The sequence below is a fragment of the Amycolatopsis sp. NBC_00355 genome (assembly GCF_036104975.1).
Classification (GTDB): Bacteria; Actinomycetota; Actinomycetes; order Mycobacteriales; family Pseudonocardiaceae; genus Amycolatopsis.
This window is the reverse complement of record NZ_CP107982.1, coordinates 8,331,803-8,348,893: the sequence shown is the minus strand read 5'-3', so window position 1 is coordinate 8,348,893 and position 17,091 is coordinate 8,331,803. Positions and strand designations below refer to the sequence as shown.

Genomic DNA, 17,091 nt, shown 5'->3' with positions numbered 1-17,091 from the left:
GACATAGAGTCCCTCAAGGAGGCCTTCACGGACTTGAGGCGAACCTAGGCGGCGACGTAGTTGCCGGTCAGGATGAGCAGCACCTGGATCGTGATGCCCGTGCCGTAGTAGTCCGTCGAGTCCGGGGAGAACGCCGCGATCGACGTCCACAGTTTGTCCAGCCACGCCTGGCTGCCCGGGTCCGTCATCGCCGCCACGGCGAACGGCGCGGTGAAGCACGGGTGCTGGCCGCTCTCGGTCTTCGTGCCCGACAGTGAGTAGCCGCTCTGGATCTTCGACGGGTCGCCGCCCGTCGCGGACTTGATCCACGTGTTCATCTTGCGGACCTGCGCGGCGGCCGCGCTGCCGGACGCCGAGATCGCGTCCGCGCCGAGGCGCCACGGGTCGCGGCAGGCGTTCCAGCTGTACTTGCCGTCGTACGGGCCCTCGAGGAAGTCCGCCGGCGCCGGCTTCGGCGTCGAGTTCGTGTTGACCACGAAGTCCGGCAGCAGCCCGGTGTTCGGCGCGTACTGCGACTGCAGCCGGCTCACCGCGGTCTCCGAGCGGGTGCGCACGGAGTCCCAGAAGCTGTCGCCGGTGGCCTTCGCGAACGCCCGCAGGTGGCCGGGCATCCAGTCCGACGAGCGTGAGCTGTTCTTGTACTCCGCGTCGTTGCCCCAGTCGCCCAGCAGGGTGAACTTCGTGCTGTTGTTGACCTCGCTCTTCTTGATCGCGTTGATGATCCGGACGGCCTCGGCCTTGTAGTCGACCGAGCCGGCGCTGCCCCACTTCGTGTCCGCGATCAGCAGGCCGTACGCGATTTCGAGGTCGCCGTCGGTGGCCGAGTCGCTGCCGTTGACGCTCTTGCAGTTCGCGTCCTGCTCGGCCGCGTGCAGGTCCTTGTTGTTGACCGACGGGTGGGCCTTGACGAACTTCACGATCCCGTCGACGATCGCGCGGGCCTGCGGGTCCTTGTCGGCCATCATCGCCGAGATCGTCACGCCGTAACCCTCGCCCTCGGCGACGAAGGAGTGGTCGGCGTCCTTGGACAGCACGGCGTAGGTGCCGCTGCCGCACTTGGTCGTCAGGAAGTTCTTCTTCCAGAAGTCGTAGTACTTCTGGAGCACCTGGTCCTGGGTGGCCTGCGAGACCGAGGGCCGCAAGGTGCCCGGCACGTACGGGGTGCCGGCTGCGGACGCGGTCGCGGGCACGCTCAGCAGCCCGGCGGCCAGCGCGGCCGTGGCCACCACCGCCCGGACGATCTTCTTCATCGCTCCTCCGTAAAGGACATCGTTTCGGCTGCGGCGACAGCGGTTCCGAGAGTGACAGAAAGTTCAAGAGCAGGTCAAGACCGTTAGGAAACTTTCCTTACAATTACCGTGAGTGGTTTCACGGTCCCCCGCTCGCCCGGACGGACTAGCGTGGGGGCATGGAGATCGACCGCGGCGCGGACTTCCGCGCCTTCTGGACCGAACGGCGCCTGGCGTCCCTGACGACCGTCCGCCCGGACGGCACCCCGCACGTCGTCGCGGTCGGCGTGACCGTCGACTTCGAAGCCGGCCTCGCCCGGGTGATCACGTTCGACTCGTCGGTCAAGGCCCGGCTGACCCGGGCCGCGGGCGCCGACGGGATCGCGGTCGCCGTCTGCCAGCTCGAAGGCCCGAAGTGGTCCACTTTAGAGGGACGCGCGGTGTTGCGCGACGACCCGGAATCCGTGCGGGACGCGGAAAACCGCTACGCCGCGCGCTACCGCCAGCCGAAGCCGAACCCGCAGCGGGTGGTCCTCGAGATCACCGTGAACCGGATCCTCGGCAACGCCTGACCCCGGCTTGTCGTGAGTGGTCAGGGCGGTTAGAACCGCCCTGACCACTCACGAGCCGCGGGAGTGCACCAGCCGGGTGTACTCGGCCAGCAGCGCCGCCAGCTCGCTGTGCTCCCCCGCCGACGCGAGCTGCTGGTGCCCGACGAGCATCGCCATTCCCAGCGACGTCAGCGTCCGGGCCAGCGCACGGTCGCCGACGATGCCCTTGACCGCCCTGCCGACCGTCCGGACGCGGGCCTCGTCGACGCGTTTCTGCGCCGCGCGCACGCTCTCGTCGTTCATCCCCCACGCCCGGATGGCCGCCTCGGCCTCGTGGTGCAGGCCGAGGGTCAGGTCCATCAGCGCGGCGAAGTCCGCCGACGGCCCGCCGGTGCCGAAGTCCCGCTCGCGCAGGATCAGCACCTGCCGGTTCTCCCAGTGGTCCAGCAGTTGCTCCACGAAGCCCGGCCAGCCGCCGAAGTGATGGTAGAACGACCCGCTCGTGACGCCGAGGTCGCGGCAGAGCCGGCCGACGTTCAGCTCGGTGAACCCGTGCTCGGCCAGCACCTTCAGCGCGGCCTCGAAGTAGGCCTGCCGCGTGACCGGCGGCATCAGACGTTCCGGCTCCGGTCCCGCCAATACGGCTCGCGCAGTGAGCGTTTCAGGATCTTGCCGGTCGCGTTGCGCGGCAACGCTTCCACGACGTCGACACTGCGCGGGCACTTGTAGTGGGCCAGGTGCTCGCGGCAGAACTCCATGAGCTTGTCGGCGTCGAGCTGATCACCGGCCACGACGGCCTTGACCTGCTCACCCCACCGGTCGTCCGGGACGCCGATCACGGCCACCTCGGCGACGCCGGGGAACTCCGCGACGACCCGCTCGACCTCGGGCGAGTACACGTTCTCGCCGCCAGTGATGATCATGTCCTTCACGCGGTCCTCGAGGAACAGGAACCCGCCGTCGTCGAGGCGGCCGACGTCGCCGGTGCGCACCCAGCCGTCCACAACGGTCTCCGCGGTCGCCTCCGGCTTGCCGAGGTAGCCCGCCATCCGCTGGTCGGTGCGGATCCAGACTTCGCCGGCGTCGGCGTCTTCGAGCGTGACCGGGTCGACGATCCGGACGTCCACTCCGGACAGTGCGGTGCCCGCCGACGCGAGCCGGTCCGGGCGGGAGTCGTCGCGGTGCGCCTGCGGGTCGAGGGCGGTGACCGCGCCGGACAGCTCGGTCATGCCGTAGACCTGGGCGAACTTGACGTCGGGCCAAGCGGCCAACGCCTTGCGCAGCAACGGGAGCGGCATCGGCGAAGCGCCGTAGCAGAGGTACTTCAGCTTCGAGAACGCCTGCATCGCCTGGTCGCCGGCCTGGGCGAGGCCGGCGACGACGGCGGGCACCAGGAAGGCGTGCGTGATCCCGGCCGCCAGCGCGGCGAACAGCGACGCCGCGTCCGGCTCGCGCGTCAGGTACGACGGTTCGCCGTACAGGAACCCGGAAACCGCGTAACAGCTGCCGCCGACGTGGAACAACGGCATCGCGACGAGGTTGACGTCACCCGGCCCGATCGGGAACGCGGTGCCCGCCGCGATGCCGTGGGCGAGGATGCTGCGGTGGGTCAGCACGGCGCCCTTGGGGAAACCGGTGGTGCCGCTGGTGTACATGATCAGGACGCCGTCGTGCTCGTCGAGTTCTCGCGGACCGACGGGTTCCGCGGACAGGAGGGACTCGTATCCGTCGTTGTCCCCGCCGACGACGACCACGCGTTCCAGCGCGGGCAGCCGATCCCGGATCGCTTCGAGGGCGGGCAGCAGTTCGGCGCCCACGAAGACCACCTTGGCACCGGCGTCCGCGAGGACGTAGGCGAGTTCGTCGCCGGAAAGCCGCCAGTTGACCACGGCGTTCGCGGCGCCGATCCCGGCCGCCGCGAAAGTCGTCTCCAGGCAGGCGGGGTGGTTCTTGTCGACGAACGCGACGCGATCGCCCCGGCCGATCCCGGCCGCCGCCAGCGCGCCCGACAGCCGCCGGACGCGGTCGTCGAACTCCGCCCAGGTCCACGCGTGGTCGCCGTAGATGAGCGCGGTGTCCGTGGCGCGCTCGCGCGCCCAGTGCGCGAGAAGCTCGCCGAACAGCCGGACCCGGGGGCGGTGGTCTTCGGGCATGGCGGGTTTCCCTTCGGGCCGGCGCTGGACCGTAGACCGCTCTATGGTGCGTCGCGCCCGGGCGCGCGTCAAGGCCGGACAGGGATCGCCGGATCAGCCGACCGGTCGGTGTTTTCCTTGCCGCGTCAGCCGAACAGGGCCAGCAGACCTTCGGCCGAGCGCACCACGACGTGCGCCGCCGTGCGTTCCGCGTGGGGGCGGTCCGGGCGCTCGGCCTCGTGGCGCCAGCGGCGCAGCGCGTCCAGGCCCGAGTCGTAGATCTCGCCGGGGTCCGCGTCCGGCTCCAGGCCGAGCCGGTCGGCCGGCGCCGTGCCCTGGGCACCCAGCAGCCGCACCGCTTCCTCGGCCGGCTCACCGGACAACGCCGTACGGCCGCCGCGGATGTCGGCGATCAGGCGCAGCTCGCGGAAGTCGTGGGCGGCCGCCGCGAACCGCTCCACCCGCGACACCAGCCGGTCGCCGCCCGCGCGGGGTTGCGCCGCCAGCAACGCTTCCAGGCGGATCACCGCCGTCCGCGCCTTCAACGCTTCGGCCCGCGCGACAAAACACCCCGCCAGGGTGTCGCGCAGTTCGCCGAGACCACTGCGGCGGACCAGCTCCGCCGAGAGTTTGACGCGGTCGTCGCAGCCGGTGCGGATCAGCGTCAGCGCCAGCCGGACGCCGAACATGCCGAAGCGCACCACCAGCGAGCGGCGCGTCTCCACCGGGATCGGGCCGGGGAACGCCGGATCGGTGAACGAATCGACCGACAACACGTACCGTTCCAGCTCTTCGCGCGGTACCGCGGCGAAGGCGGCCAGCAGGTCGAACTCGTCGTCCCGCAGCGAACGACCGCCGTAGGCCAGCTGCCCGGCGACGGCGATCACGCCCAGGAACCCGGTGCACAGCGGGTCTTCCCGCCACGCCCGCCGCGCGAGCTGCTTCGCGGTCAGCAGCGCGTCGATGCGGCCCGCGCCGACCTCGTCGGCACGCGAGAGCACCAGCACCGAGTTGACCGCGCTCTGCCGCGCGAACGGCGAGCCGCCCGGCGGGTGCGCCGCGGCGAGCTCGTCCGGTTCGAGGTGGCGCACCAGGCGGACGGTGGCGTCCGGGAAGTCGTCGGCCGGGCCGGGGTCGTCGAGCAGCACGAGGTCGCGCAGCGCCCGCGTCGGCCACTCCCCGAGCGCGGCGGACAGGGTCGTCTTCCCGGACGACGGCGCCCCGGCGAACGCGACGCGCAGCGGTTGCTCCAGCCGGTGCTGGCAGTCGAGCAGCACCGCCGACGCGCGCGGGTCGTCGCGGTAGAGCCCGGCCGCGGCGGCCAGCAGGTCGCGGACGTCCTGGGTCACGCCGAAAGCTCCCGCCGCGTGGTCCGGCCCGCGATCGTGCCGAGCTCGCCCGCGCGCTGGTGCAGACCGGCGAGCCGGTCGATCTCGCGTCTGATGTGGACAGTCCGCCGCTCGCGCTCGGCCGTGCCGGCCAGGATCGTCTCGCGCTCGTGCGTCAGCTCGTCCGCGAGCTCTTCGGCGAGCCCGGTGAAGTGGTCGCGCAGCCGGCGCTGCACCACGCGGATCGAGTCCCGGCATTCCTTGCCGAACCGCAGGAAGACGTCGTCGACGTGCCGTTGCGCGGCCTGCTTGGCGACGGCTTGGCGGCGCTGCAGCCGCATCCCGCCCTCGTCCTTGATCGTCTTCGCGGCGAACGCCGCGCCGGCGCCGAGCGAGACCGGGTTGATCAGCGGCAAGCCGGCGAGGCTGGTCACCAGGCCGAACATCAGCACACCGCCGTACGACCCGCGCAGGCCGGTGAAGGCCTGCTGGCCGACCTTGAACTTCTCGATCTTCGGGCGGCGGACGTCGTCGAGGCCTTCGACACCGGAGCCGTCGAGCCGCAGGTCGGGCAGCGCGCCCTCGTACTGGGCACCGAAGCAGGCCGCGGTCGCCTGCGCGATCCACTCGGCCCGGTCGGCAAGCCAGCCGTAGTTGGTGTCGACGGCTTCGGCGAGCGCGTTGTCCAGCCACGGGGCGAACTCGTCCCACACCTTCGCCGGATCGCCGTCGTCGAAGGTCTGGTCGATGGTGTTCACGATCTTGCGGGTCCGTTCGCGCAGGTCGTACTCGGCGTCGGACAGCAGGTCGGTGATCTCGTCGGACAGCAGGTTCTGCCACCGGGTGTTCTGCCGGCGCAGGTCGTCGGCCCGGCGTTGCGCCCGCTGCAGCAGCGCCGCCTGGCCCAGCCCGGCCTCCTGCCCGGCGGCGTCGGCGCGGTCGCGCAGGGATTCGACGAGTTCCGCGGCGGCGGCGCGCACGCCCACGGCGGCCAGCAGCGCGCGGGACTGCTCCGGCGGCCGCGCGGCCTGCTCGGCGATCCAGGTGAGCAGCTCGGGAAAGCCCGAGCGGGCGTTGAGATCGGCGTCACCCGCCTTCGCCGCGGCCTGGCGCACGACGGCCGAGACCGGCAGCACCGGCGCGTCGATCCCCGCTTCGGCGAGCATCGCGCGGTCGCGCTCGGCGACGGCGCGCCAGCCCGGGCTGGCGTCGATCTTGGTCAGCGCGAGCACGACGTGCGGGCACCAGGTGCGCACGTGCCGGGCCAGCGCGAGTTCGGCGGGACTCAGCGACGCGGTCGCGTCGGAGACGATGATCACCGCGTCCGCCTCGGCGAGCAGGTCCAGCGCGGCGGCGGTGCGCGGCGAGCGCGGGTCGCCGACCGGCGGCGTGTCGACCAGGACGAGCCCGGCCGACAGGAGTTCGCGGGGCACACCGACCTCGACGCGGCTGAGCGTGCCCGCCGGCCGGGCGCCGAGCTCCCCGGTGAGCCGTTCGACCGCGACGGGGATCCGCTCGAGGGACCGGCCGACCAGCGTGGCGGCGGGTTCTTCGGCGTACCCGATCTCGGTCGGCACGGCGGGGGTGGCGGCGTCGCCGACCGCGCACACCGGCGCGTTCAGGACGGCGTTGAGCAGGTAGCCCTTGCCCTGTTTGGGAAAGCCGAGGACACCCAGCCGGATCTGCTCGGCGGGGGCGTCACGGCGTCTGCGCAGGAGCTCGGCGAGATCGGCGCGGCCGTGGGTGCGGCACGCGTCCAAGGTCTCGTTGAGCACTTCGAGCCAAGCTGGGGCGGTCACGACGAAGGAGTCTCCCCCGTACGAGTGATGGACGCGAGCCGGGTGCCCGTTCCGCGGTCGCACCCTGACCGCGGAACGGGCACCCGAGGGGATCAGTGACCCAGGTGGATGTCGTTGTGACCGAGGTCGCCGACGTGGATGTTGCCCAGCGCGTTGTGGCTGAGGTTGTCGGTGACGCCCGACACCACGTCGTGCACCGCGTCGACACCGTTGTTGCTCGCGATGTCGCCGACCGCGTTGTGGTCGACGCCGCCGACGGCACCGGTCACCGTGGTGACGGTGTTGTGGGTGATGTCGCCCAGGCTGTTCTGCACCGCGCTGGTCAGGTCGCCGCCGACGTGCTTGACGTCGAGGTCGCCCACGTTCTTCAGCGTGCCGGTGAAGTCGCCGATGTGGTTGGTGACCTCGCCGACGGGGCTCACGGCGCCGGTGACGGCACCGGCCAGGTCGCCGCCGTGGACCGGGGCCGCGACGGTGCCGGTGACATCGGTGACGACCTGCTCGACCTGGCCGACGCCGTTGTGGCCGTCGGCGGCGCCGGTGACGGCACTGCCCAGGCCGAGCGAACCGGCGTCGATGCCGTGGGCGAGGTCGCCGCCCAGGCCGAGGGAGTTGGTGACGCTGCCCGCGAGGGCCGTCACGTTCGCGGCGTTGGTGACGTCGGTCACGCTCGACAGCTGCTGACCGCCGAAGACCGCGCTGGTCGGCAGGCCGAGGTCGCCGACGACGGGCAGTTCGCCGACCCCGCCGACACCGCCGACACCGAGGTCGCCGAGACCCGGCAGCGCCGGGGTGGCCGGCAGGCCGAGGCCCGCGGTGAGGGCGGTGAGCTGGTCGATCGCGCCCTGGTTGCCGGTGCTGTCGGTGCCCAGCGAGGACAGGTCGCCGATCGCCGGGAGACCGCCGACGGCGGGGAGGCTGTCGACCGGGACGTAGTCGAGCACCAGCGGGATGACCTCGTGCACGTCGGCGGCGCTGACGTCGCCGAGGCCGGCGAGGGCGAGCGCCTGCTGCGGGTCCGTCCCGAAGGCCGCGAGGGCGGTCGGGTCGTTGAGCAGGTTGAGGGCGAAGTCGTGCAACGTCTGCACGGAGTCCATGGAGGTTCTCCTGATCCGGTGGTTCGGGGGACGGCATCGGCCGCTGGGGCCGGTGTCCATGGCCAAGTTAGGCAGCCGGTCCCCCCACGCACATCGGGGATCACTCCGAGTCGCATCCGACTCAGCCGATAGGGGATCGATATGTCATCGTTAGGGAGTTAGGGGCTCATCCGAGATGCTCGCAGTTGGGTTAAATCCCTCCAGACCCTTGCCTGACTAACCCGTTTGGGTGAGGATGCCCCGAGCCCTAGGGGGATTTCCTGCCCCCGATCGGCCCCGCGAGGTGAGGAGGAAGCGCCGTTGCCCTATGTCCTCGGGATCGATGTGGCACAGGGGCGGACCCACGCCGCGATCAGCCACCGCCACGGCCCCGGCTGGAGCGCCCCCGAGCCCCTGTGGCTGGGCGAACGCTCCCCGGCCGCGGCGTCCGCGCTGTTCCTGGACGACGAGGGGTACCTGCTCACCGGCGACGCGGCGGCGCAGGCCGGCGCCCGGGTCCCGTCCCGGCTGCTCACCGGCTTCCACCGGCGCATCGGCGACGACGTGCCGATGGTCGTCGAAGGCGAGTCCTTCACACCGGAGACGCTGACCACAGTGCTCGTCGAAGGCATCGCCGAGCACGCCGAGACCCAGTTCGGCGGGCCCCCGCAGCACCTGGTGCTGACCCACCCCGGCGACTGGGGCGGTTACCGCCGTGACGTGCTGCGGCGGGCACTGGCCGACGCCGGGTTCACCGCGGTCACGCTGGTCCCCGGCTCGATCGCGGCGCTCGGCGCGCACCTGCCGGTACCCGGCCCGGGGGTGACCGGCGCCGGGGTCTGCGAGTTCGGCGCCGACGGCGTGAACGTCACGCTGGCCACCCCGAGCGGCGCGAACGGCTGGCAGATCGGGGCGAGCGCCGAAGGCGTGTCCCCGGCGGCCGCGCTGAGCACGCTGTTCGCGCTCGCCGGCACCGCGTCGACGTCCCCGAAGGGACTCGCCGGCGTGGTCTTCTGCGGCGACGTCCCGCCGCACGCGCTGCCCGCCCGGCCGCCGTGCCCGATGTTCGCGGGACCGGTTCCGCCGGCCACCACCGCGCTCGGCGCGGCCGCCCTCGCCGGGCTGCGCGCCGAGGGCCGGGGCTCCCCCCAGGAACCCCCGGCCGTCGAGACCACCCTGCTGCCCAAGATGGACACGCTCGGTGAGCTCGGCGAGCGGCCACCCCGCCCGCCGGTCGAGATCACCCCGTTCGAACTCCCCGAACGCACCGGCCCGATGGACCTGTTCCGGCGACGGCGGCCCCTCGCCGCCGCGGTCCTCGTGCTCGCCGCGGCCGTCTCGGCCGTCCTGATCACCATCACCGCCCGCGAAGCCACCGCCGGCCCCGACCAGCCTCCCGCCCCGAGCCACTGCGCCCCCTCCGGTGAAGGTCACTGTTGAACACTCTGCTCACGCAGGCCGCCTCGCTCCACCCCGTCCCCGTGCACCCGGCGGCCCGGCAGCTGCTCGACCAGGTCGCCGCCGACCCGGCCGCGCCGCTGCGGCTCGCCGTCGTCGCCCCCGGCGGCTACGGCAAGAGCGTGCTGCTCGCCGCGCTCGCCCGCGCCTACCGGGACGCCGGCGCCGACGCCCTGCTCGTCGACGACGCCGACCGGATCGACGCCGACCAGCTCGAGGAGCTCCTGGCGGGCGCCGACGGCCCGATCGTCGTCGCGCACCGCCCGGCCGCGGTCGCGGCCGGCTGGACGATGCTGCAGCTCGCCCCGCTCGGGGTCGCCGACGTCGCGCGGCTGATCGAGACGCTGGCCGGCAAACCGGCCGACCCGTCCGCCGCGGCCGAGCTGTACGCCGCCAGTGGTGGGGTGCCCCGGCTGGCCGAGCGCGCGCTGCTCGGGCGGCTGGAGGAGTTCCGCCCCGAACTGGACGAGCTCGACGACGACGTCCTGCGCTACCTGATCGCGGCCGAAGCCGGCGCGGGGCGCAACCTCGACCTGCTGTGCGCGCTGCTGGACCGCACGCCCGACCAGCTGCCCGGCATCGTGGACGGCGCCCGCGCGACCGGTCTGCTCGCCCCGGACGACACGCTGCTGCCCCTGGCCTCGGCCGCCGTCCGCGACTTCGGCCCGCCGGCGCGAAGGCTGACGACGGTGCAGCGGCTCGTCGAGCTGCAGCTGGCGAACGGCCTCCCGGTCCTCGACCTGGCACGTTCGTTGCTGGGTACGGGAAGCACCGGCACGTCGGCGGCGGCGGCCTTCGCCGCGGCGGCCGCCGAAGCCCTGCCGACGGACGCCCGCCTGGCGACCAGGCTCTTCGAAGCCGCCGCGGAGGCGGGCGACCGCTCCCCGGTGGTCACGGCGGGCTGGGCCCGCGCGGCGGCCCTGTCCGGCGACCTCGACACGGCACTGCGCCTCGGCGACGGCATGCTCGGCGCCCCGGACCCCGAGACCCGCGCGGCGGGCGCGGAAATCGCGGCCACGGTGCTGGCCCACCGAGGCGAGCTGGCCCGCGGCGCGGAGCTGTACCAATGGGCCGCCCGCGGCGGGCAGACCCACGACGCCGGCGCGCACCACTCCGCGGCCCACGGCGACCCGAACCTCCCGGCAGGCCACGGAGGCGACGCCCAGCAGTCCGCGGCCCACAGCACCAGCGCCCACTCGGCGCCCTACGGCACTGGCGCCCACCACTCGGCGTCCCAAGGCGCCGACGTGCACCACTCGGCGCCCTACGGCACTGGCGCCCACCACTCGGCGTCCCAAGGCGCCGACGTGCACCACTCGGCGCCCTACGGCGCCGGCGTCCACCACTCGGCGTCCCAAGGCGCCGACGTGCACCACTCGGCGCCCTACGGCGCCGGCGTCCACCACTCGGCGTCCCATGGCGCCGGCGTCCACCACTCGGCTTCCCAAGGGGCCGGCGTCCACCACTCGGCTTCCCAAGGGGCCGGCGTCCACCACTCGTCCGCCCATGGCGCCGGCGCCCACCTCTCCGCGCCCCACGGCCCCGGTGCGGGTGTCCCGGCGGCCCACGGCACCGGCTTTCCGGCAGGCGGCGCCCATTACCCGGGGGCTTACCGCGCCGGGCCGTATCTCTCGGCGGGCCGGGGCGGCACCGACGCGTTCGCGGCGACGGCCCTGGTCGGCACCGGTGACCTCGCGACCGCCCTCCGGCTGCTCGACTCCCCCGCCCCCGGCGTCGCGCCGACCTTGTTCGCCGGCGCGGCCACCCGGATGGCGCGCGGCATCGCCGACTCCGTGTCGGGCTGTGCGACCGAGACGTTGTCCACCCTGCTCGGCGCGGCGGCGATGCTGGAACCGGCGCTGGGCGGCACGTTGCTGCCCGACACCCCGGCGGCGCTGGCCGCGCTCGCCGCGGTGCACACCGGCGAACTGGCCCTGGCCGAGTCGGTGCTGACCCGGGCCCTGGCCGGCCGGATCGGCGGCGACCTCTTCGCGGCGCGGCACCGCCTGCTGCTGGGCTGGGTGGCGATGGCCGCGGGCGACCTCGCGACGGCGGCGGAACACCGCGACGCCGTCGCCGGCCGGACGCTGGAAGCCCGCGACGAATTCTTCTTCGCGACGCTGGAGCTCGGGCTGGCCCGCCGGTCCAGTGATCTGGTCGGGCTGCAGCGGTCGTGGGACCGCGCGTACCAGGCGTCGATGCGGCAGCAGACGGACCTGTTCACGCTGCTGCCGTTGGGCGAGCTGGTGATCGCGGCGGCCCGCACCGGCGCCCACGCGAAGCTCGCCGGCCAGCTCGAACGCGCCCACGCCCTGCTGGCCCGCCTCGGCGAACCTCCACTGTGGACGGTCTCCCTGGTCTGGCACGAGCTCCACGCGGCGATCACCCTGGAAGACGCGGAAGCGGCGAAGGCCCACCTCGCGACGTTGACCTCCCACGCCCACTGCGGCCGTCACCCGAGCGCCCTGGCCACGGCGGCCCGAGGCTGGCTCGCGGTGCTGAGCGGCACGTTCGCCCCGGACGAGATCTCGGCGGCCGCGGCGGAACTGCACGACCTGGGCCTGCGCTGGGACGCGTCCCGGCTGGCCGGCCAGGCGGCGATCCGCACGTCCGACCGCAAGGCGATGGTCCAGCTCCTGGAGGCGGCCCGCCAGTTCCAGGGCACAGGCGTCCGCCGCGAGGCCGGCGCCGCGGAACCGGCGTCGTCGGGCACCGGGCTGGCGGCACTGAGCGAACGCGAACTCGAAGTCGCGCGGCTGGTCGTCGAGGGCCTGACGTACAAGCAGGCGGGCAGCAAGCTGTTCATCTCGAGCAAGACGGTGGAGCACCACATGGCCCGGATCCGCGGGAAGCTGGGTGCGGCGGACCGCCGGGAACTGCTGGCGACCCTGCGAGAACTGCTGTCCCGCCCCGACGCCCCCTGACACCGCAGCGGTCGGGCAGGATCGGGTGGGTGACGATCGCCGCGGACCGGGACCGCTTGCTCGACCGGCCGCGCGAGGCCCTCGACCGAGCCCGGCGCGACCCGGCCTGCTGGGCCGAGTTCGCCTACGACAGCGCACCCGACGAGGAAGGGCGACTGACCGACCGGCACCGGCGCGCGCGGTTCGGTCTGCTGCTGGCTCTGCAGTACGACCGCCGCGAGGCTGACCTGCCACTGCTGCGTTTTGTGCTGCGCCAGCAGATCGTCCACTACCGGGAACTGGTCAAGCACTACCTTCCGGCGGACTTCCTCCTGGCCGGGCTCCTCGTCGCGGAGCACCGGCAGGTCGAGGACGTCTGGCTGCACTGGGAGGCGAAGGAGCTCAGCTTCGACACCGCCCTCGGCTACCGGGACCACCTGCTGCTGACTCCCGGCGTCGCGAAGGTGCGGGAAGCCGTGGCTCGGAGCACTGCCCCGGCGCGGGACCGCTTGCTCGACCACATCACCCGGCGCCCGTGGACGGACGCCGACGTCGACGACTGGCTGGCCGGGCAACGCCGGAACTTCCCCGGCGACCCCGCGGCCGAAAACCTGAAAACCTGGTCCCACCACGCGGCCGGCCTCGGCGACCCCGCGGCGTCCCGCCGTTTCCTGCTCGCCTGGGCGGACGGTGAGCCGAGAACGGCCGGCACGCTCCACATGGTGCAGTTCCACCTCGCTAGCCAGGGCTACCTGGCGGAGGCGATCGCGGTTCAGCGGGAGGCGGTCGCACTCGCCGAGCCGGAGGAGCGCAGCTCCAAGTTCGAGACGCTGGCGGAGCTGCAGCGGGAGGCGGCGGACTTCCCGGGCGCGTGGGAGTCGTTGCGCACGGCCGCGGCGGAACTGCCCACCCACCGGCGGGCCTGGCTGCCCGGGCTCTGGTGCCAGGTCGCGAGGGAGTGTTTCCTCCTGGCACCGCTCGCCCCCGGGGTGGGCGAGGCCCGCGCGGCGTTCGCGCTGGGCGAGGAGGTGCTTCGTGCCGGCACGTGCCGGTGGATGAACGGCGCCGTCGACGCCGCGTTCACGGCCGCCGAGCACCTCGGCGACACCGAACTGCTCGCCCGCGTTCGCGCACTGCGCCGGATCGCCGACGAAGAGCAGGCGACGGCGATCACCGAGCGGCCGGCCACGGCCGACGTGGACGTGGCCGGTGAGGGGCAGTCAGCCGCCGGACACAGCGAGGACGACTGAGTTCAGTCGCTGGAGCCGAGCCTTCCGGTCGGAGCAGGCAGCCCTGGTAGGAGCCACGGTCGAGGTCGGTCGCGGCCGGGACCGACGCGATCGGAGCAGCGCAGTGCAGTGCAGCCGCGGTGCAGCCACACGGCTGAGGATCTCAGTACGTTCACGTCGAACGAGACAGCCACCGGGCACAGCCAGGGCGGCCGACTCGATCGAGGCTGGGTCGAGGCGATCACAGCGGAGCCACGGTCGAGATCGGTCATGGCGGAGCGGGAACGTTCGGCGCAGGCGGCCGCGGTACCGGTGGGGTGATCGAGGTCAGTCGCGGCTGGGGCCGAAGCGTTCGGTGCGGATGCGGTGGGGGTCGTGGCCCAGCGCCACCAGGATGTCCGCGACCGTCTCGACGAAGCCGGTCGGGCCGCAGATGAAGCACGTCGCGCCGAACTCGGCGGGCCACGCCGCGGTGTTGAGTGTCGCGACGTTGATGCGGCGGGGGATTTCGTCGCGACCCTCGGGCTGCTCACGGGTGTAGACGTACGTGACGTCCAGGCCGGCTACCGGTGTGCGCAGTTCCTCGGCGTAGTACAGCTCGGCCGGGGTGCGCAGCGAGTAGATCAGCTTGAACGGCGTGCGGACGCCCGCCGCGCGGTGGGCGCGGACCATGGCCATCAGCGGGACGATGCCCGAGCCGCCCGCGACGAGGAGGACCGGTTCGAGGTCAGCCGGGCGCCAGACGAACCAGCCGCCCACCGGGCCGCGGATCTCGACCGGGTCGCCGATCGCGTACGGGCCGGTGAGGTGCTCGGACACTTCGCCGTCGGCGACGCGCTGCACGGTCAGTTCGATCCGGTCACCGTCGGCGGGGGCGGCGAGCGAGTAGCTGCGCTGCGCGCGGTAGCCGTCGGCGGCCGTCAGCCGGACGTCGACGTGCTGTCCCGCGAGGTGCCCGGGCCAGCCCGGCAGGTCGAAGACGAGCGTGCGGGCCGTCGGGGTCTCGTCGCGGAACTCGGCCAGGCGGGCGACCCGCCAGGCTAGTCGCCCTGATACCGCTGTTCGCGCCATGGATCCCCGTAGTCGTGGTAGCCGACGTTCTCCCAGAAGCCCGGCTCGTCGCGGGTCTTGAGCTCCAGCCCGCGCACCCACTTCGCGGACTTCCAGAAGTACAGGTGCGGCACGAGCAGCCGCGCCGGGCCGCCGTGCTCGGGAGTCAGCGGCTTGCCGCCGTACTCGTAGACGATCCAGGCCTGGCCGTCGAGCAGGTCGGCCAGCGGCAGGTTCGTGGTGTACCCGCCGTAGGAGTGCGCCATCACGTAGTCGGCCGCGGTGTCGAGCCCGCCGACCAGCGTGTCCACCGGGACGCCCCGCCAGCGCGTGTCCAGTTTGGACCACTGGGTGACGCAGTGGATGTCCACAGTGAACTTCTCGCTGGGCAGGGCCGTCAGCTCCGACCAGCTCCAGGCGTGTTTCTCACCGGTCTCGGTGGTGACGGTGAACTCCCACGTCTCGGTGCGCACGCGCGGAGTCGGGCCCGCCGACAGCACCGGGAAGTCCTCGGCCAGGTACTGCCCGGGAGGCAGGCGCGGGTTGCCGCTGCGGGCACGCCCCTGGAACCCTGGTGTCACGACGCCCATCCTGGACCTCCCTCCTGCTGCCGAAGCAGTCTAAGCCCGCACGCGTAGCCCCAGCGACGTGACGAGCACCGCAGCCTGTTCGGGTGAAACGATCGCCGCGGCCAGCTCGGCGTTCAGCGGGTCGAGCGCCGAGAGGTCGCTGCCCCGCAGGTCGGCGCGCGCCAGCTTGACGGCATGCAGCATCGCCCCGGACAGGTCGACGTCGGCGAACACGGCGTCGCCGCAGTTCGCCCCGGTGAGGTCGGCCTCCCGCATCCGCACCCCGTGGAAGGCGACCGACCGCAGGTCGGCACCCGCCAGCCCGGCGAACGACCAGTCGCCGCCGGTCACCCGCAGCGGCCGCAGCTCGCATTCGGTGAACGTGGCCCCGACGAGCTTGCACCCGGTGAACTCGGCGTCGAAGAAGTTGCACCGTTTGAAGGCGCACCCGGTGAAGGCCGAGTCGACGTGCCGCGACGCGTTGAAGCGCACGTTGCCGAACACGCAGTCGGTGAACGTCGAGTTCCGGGTGAGCGCCTCGGAGAGGTCGACCTCGCGGAACTCGCACCGCACGTACCGCCGCCCGACGATTTCCTCCCCGTACCAGTCGTCACGGGTGAACTGCCGGTCCTCGACGGGTGGATCTTGCGTGGCATCGGGCACTCGGCCAGGCTAGCGGCCACCGACCGCGAGGGGGTGCCGAAGCATGCTGGACGCCGACGACGTCCGGGCGGCCGTGCCGATGCGGGCAGCCGTCGACGCGGTGCGGGACGCGTTCCTCGACCTCGCCGCGGGCCACTTCGAGGTGCCGCAACGCCTGTCCTTCGACGGCGGCACGACGCTCGTGATGAGTGCCTGCCACACACCCACCGGCCGGACGGCGGTCAAGACGCTCAGCCTCGTCGCCGGCCGCGACCCGATGATCCTCGGGACCCTGGTGTGGAACACCACCGAGGGGCAACTGGTCGCCGACGCGATCGCGGTGACGACGTTGCGCACCGGCGCGGTGTCCGGCGTCGCCACCGACCTGCTGGCCCCGCCCGAGGCGAGCCGTCTGGCCGTCATCGGCACCGGCGCCCAGGCCGCGGACCAGATCCGCGCGGTGGCGGCGGTCCGCCCGATCCGGCAAGTGACCGTCTTCGGACGCTCATCCGAACGAGCCGCGAGGTTCGCCGACCGGTTGAGCGCCGAGCTTCCCGGCGTGCGCGTGGCGCCGAGCGTCGAGGACGCCGTGTCCGACGCGGAGATCGTCTGCTGTGCTACTTCGTCGGCCACTCCTCTCTTCGACGTCGACGCCTTGCCGGAGCGCGTCCACGTCAATGCGATCGGGTCTTATCTGCCGTCCATGCGGGAGCTGCCGGCCGAGCTGCTCGCGACGGCCGATTGTGTTGTGGTGGACCAGGTCGAGGCCGTGCTCGAAGAGGCCGGCGAGGTGATCCACGCGGTGGACAGTGGCCTGCTTTCGCGGGATTGTTTGGTGGAACTGGGGAATGCGCTCCGGGAACCTCCGGTGGTCGGTGGGCGGACGGTGTTCAAGTCCGTCGGGGTGGCGGTGCAGGACTGGGCCATCGCGCGACTGCTCGGCGAAGCGGGTCGGTGATCGCGCGGGAGCGGGAGTGAACAACGGTTGCCGCGCCGAGCCGCTCTCGCCCGGCCGCGGCCGGGCGAATGGAGGCACCTCGACGATCGGGGGCGCTAAAGGCCGCTTCTGGCTCACTTAGCGTGCCAGCGGCCCGGCAGAGAGCAACAACAGCGGCCAAACGGCGC

Annotated in this window: 14 protein-coding genes; 5 read left to right on the top strand and 9 right to left on the bottom strand. The window is 72.8% G+C overall.

Annotated features, from left to right (window positions below):
- Window positions 1–44: 44 nt before the first annotated feature.
- Window positions 45–1,250: a glycosyl hydrolase family 8 gene (locus tag OHS18_RS38520; RefSeq protein WP_328614096.1), complete on the bottom strand. Its 1,206-nt coding sequence runs from the start codon at window positions 1,248–1,250 to the stop codon at window positions 45–47.
- A gap of 158 nt (window positions 1,251–1,408) precedes the next feature.
- Between OHS18_RS38520 and OHS18_RS38515 the strand changes: the two genes are divergently transcribed.
- Entirely contained in the window at window positions 1,409–1,801 is a 393-nt protein-coding gene (locus OHS18_RS38515; protein WP_328444101.1) for a TIGR03618 family F420-dependent PPOX class oxidoreductase, read from the top strand.
- Window positions 1,802–1,849: 48 nt separating this feature from the next.
- Here the strand turns inward: OHS18_RS38515 and OHS18_RS38510 are convergent, their stop codons facing one another.
- From OHS18_RS38510 to OHS18_RS38490, 5 genes are all read right to left on the bottom strand, one after another.
- Window positions 1,850–2,392, bottom strand: a complete 543-nt coding sequence (locus tag OHS18_RS38510) for a TetR/AcrR family transcriptional regulator (RefSeq protein WP_328444103.1) — start codon at window positions 2,390–2,392, stop codon at window positions 1,850–1,852.
- A complete protein-coding gene (locus OHS18_RS38505; RefSeq protein WP_328614095.1) occupies window positions 2,392–3,933 on the bottom strand; it encodes an acyl-CoA synthetase in 1,542 nt (513 codons plus the stop codon). Before OHS18_RS38505 ends, OHS18_RS38510 begins: the two co-directional genes overlap by 1 nt.
- A gap of 125 nt (window positions 3,934–4,058) precedes the next feature.
- On the bottom strand, window positions 4,059–5,261 hold the full coding sequence (locus OHS18_RS38500) for a GTPase (RefSeq protein WP_328444107.1): 1,203 nt from the start codon (window positions 5,259–5,261) through the stop codon (window positions 4,059–4,061).
- Window positions 5,258–7,039, bottom strand: coding sequence for an isoniazid inducible protein IniA (locus OHS18_RS38495; protein ID WP_328444109.1), 1,782 nt, complete (start codon window positions 7,037–7,039; stop codon window positions 5,258–5,260). Before OHS18_RS38495 ends, OHS18_RS38500 begins: the two co-directional genes overlap by 4 nt.
- Window positions 7,040–7,131: 92 nt before the next feature.
- A complete protein-coding gene (locus OHS18_RS38490; protein WP_328614094.1) occupies window positions 7,132–8,136 on the bottom strand; it encodes an IniB N-terminal domain-containing protein in 1,005 nt (334 codons plus the stop codon).
- A 300-nt stretch (window positions 8,137–8,436) separates the two neighbouring features.
- On the opposite strand from OHS18_RS38490, the gene OHS18_RS38485 reads away from it, so the two are divergent.
- The 3 genes from OHS18_RS38485 to OHS18_RS38475 are packed head-to-tail and all read left to right on the top strand — an operon-like array spanning window position 8,437 to window position 13,726.
- Window positions 8,437–9,555 (top strand): molecular chaperone DnaK, encoded by a 1,119-nt coding sequence (locus tag OHS18_RS38485; RefSeq protein ID WP_328614093.1) that lies wholly within the window; start codon window positions 8,437–8,439, stop codon window positions 9,553–9,555.
- On the top strand, window positions 9,552–12,497 hold the full coding sequence (locus OHS18_RS38480; protein WP_328614092.1) for a helix-turn-helix transcriptional regulator: 2,946 nt from the start codon (window positions 9,552–9,554) through the stop codon (window positions 12,495–12,497). The genes OHS18_RS38485 and OHS18_RS38480 overlap by 4 nt, the downstream gene beginning before the upstream one ends.
- A 29-nt stretch (window positions 12,498–12,526) precedes the next feature.
- Entirely contained in the window at window positions 12,527–13,726 is a 1,200-nt protein-coding gene (locus tag OHS18_RS38475) for a hypothetical protein (RefSeq protein WP_328614091.1), read from the top strand.
- A 306-nt stretch (window positions 13,727–14,032) separates the two neighbouring features.
- On the opposite strand, the gene OHS18_RS38470 is transcribed toward OHS18_RS38475, so the two are convergent.
- The 3 genes from OHS18_RS38470 to OHS18_RS38460 are packed head-to-tail and all read right to left on the bottom strand — an operon-like array spanning window position 14,033 to window position 15,987.
- Complete coding sequence (locus tag OHS18_RS38470; RefSeq protein WP_328614090.1) at window positions 14,033–14,776, bottom strand: ferredoxin reductase; 744 nt, start codon at window positions 14,774–14,776, stop codon at window positions 14,033–14,035.
- On the bottom strand, window positions 14,746–15,345 hold the full coding sequence (locus OHS18_RS38465) for a sulfite oxidase-like oxidoreductase (protein WP_328444121.1): 600 nt from the start codon (window positions 15,343–15,345) through the stop codon (window positions 14,746–14,748). Before OHS18_RS38465 ends, OHS18_RS38470 begins: the two co-directional genes overlap by 31 nt.
- Before the next feature lie 30 nt (window positions 15,346–15,375).
- Window positions 15,376–15,987 (bottom strand): pentapeptide repeat-containing protein, encoded by a 612-nt coding sequence (locus OHS18_RS38460; protein WP_328444123.1) that lies wholly within the window; start codon window positions 15,985–15,987, stop codon window positions 15,376–15,378.
- Window positions 15,988–16,030: 43 nt separating this feature from the next.
- Between OHS18_RS38460 and OHS18_RS38455 the strand changes: the two genes are divergently transcribed.
- Window positions 16,031–16,924 (top strand): ornithine cyclodeaminase family protein, encoded by an 894-nt coding sequence (locus OHS18_RS38455; protein ID WP_328614089.1) that lies wholly within the window; start codon window positions 16,031–16,033, stop codon window positions 16,922–16,924.
- The last annotated feature ends 167 nt before the right edge of the window (window positions 16,925–17,091 follow it).

What these genes read in the sequence shown, in the direction of transcription:
- OHS18_RS38520 (WP_328614096.1), bottom strand. Translation starts at nt 1,250, where the DNA reads ATGAAGAAGATCGTCCGGGCGGTGGTGGCCACGGCCGCGCTGGCCGCC.
- OHS18_RS38515 (WP_328444101.1), top strand. Translation starts at nt 1,409, where the DNA reads ATGGAGATCGACCGCGGCGCGGACTTCCGCGCCTTCTGGACCGAACGG.
- OHS18_RS38510 (WP_328444103.1), bottom strand. Translation starts at nt 2,392, where the DNA reads ATGCCGCCGGTCACGCGGCAGGCCTACTTCGAGGCCGCGCTGAAGGTG.
- OHS18_RS38505 (WP_328614095.1), bottom strand. Translation starts at nt 3,933, where the DNA reads ATGCCCGAAGACCACCGCCCCCGGGTCCGGCTGTTCGGCGAGCTTCTC.
- OHS18_RS38490 (WP_328614094.1), bottom strand. Translation starts at nt 8,136, where the DNA reads ATGGACTCCGTGCAGACGTTGCACGACTTCGCCCTCAACCTGCTCAAC.
- OHS18_RS38470 (WP_328614090.1), bottom strand. Translation starts at nt 14,776, where the DNA reads ATGGCGCGAACAGCGGTATCAGGGCGACTAGCCTGGCGGGTCGCCCGC.
- OHS18_RS38465 (WP_328444121.1), bottom strand. Translation starts at nt 15,345, where the DNA reads ATGGGCGTCGTGACACCAGGGTTCCAGGGGCGTGCCCGCAGCGGCAAC.
- OHS18_RS38455 (WP_328614089.1), top strand. Translation starts at nt 16,031, where the DNA reads ATGCTGGACGCCGACGACGTCCGGGCGGCCGTGCCGATGCGGGCAGCC.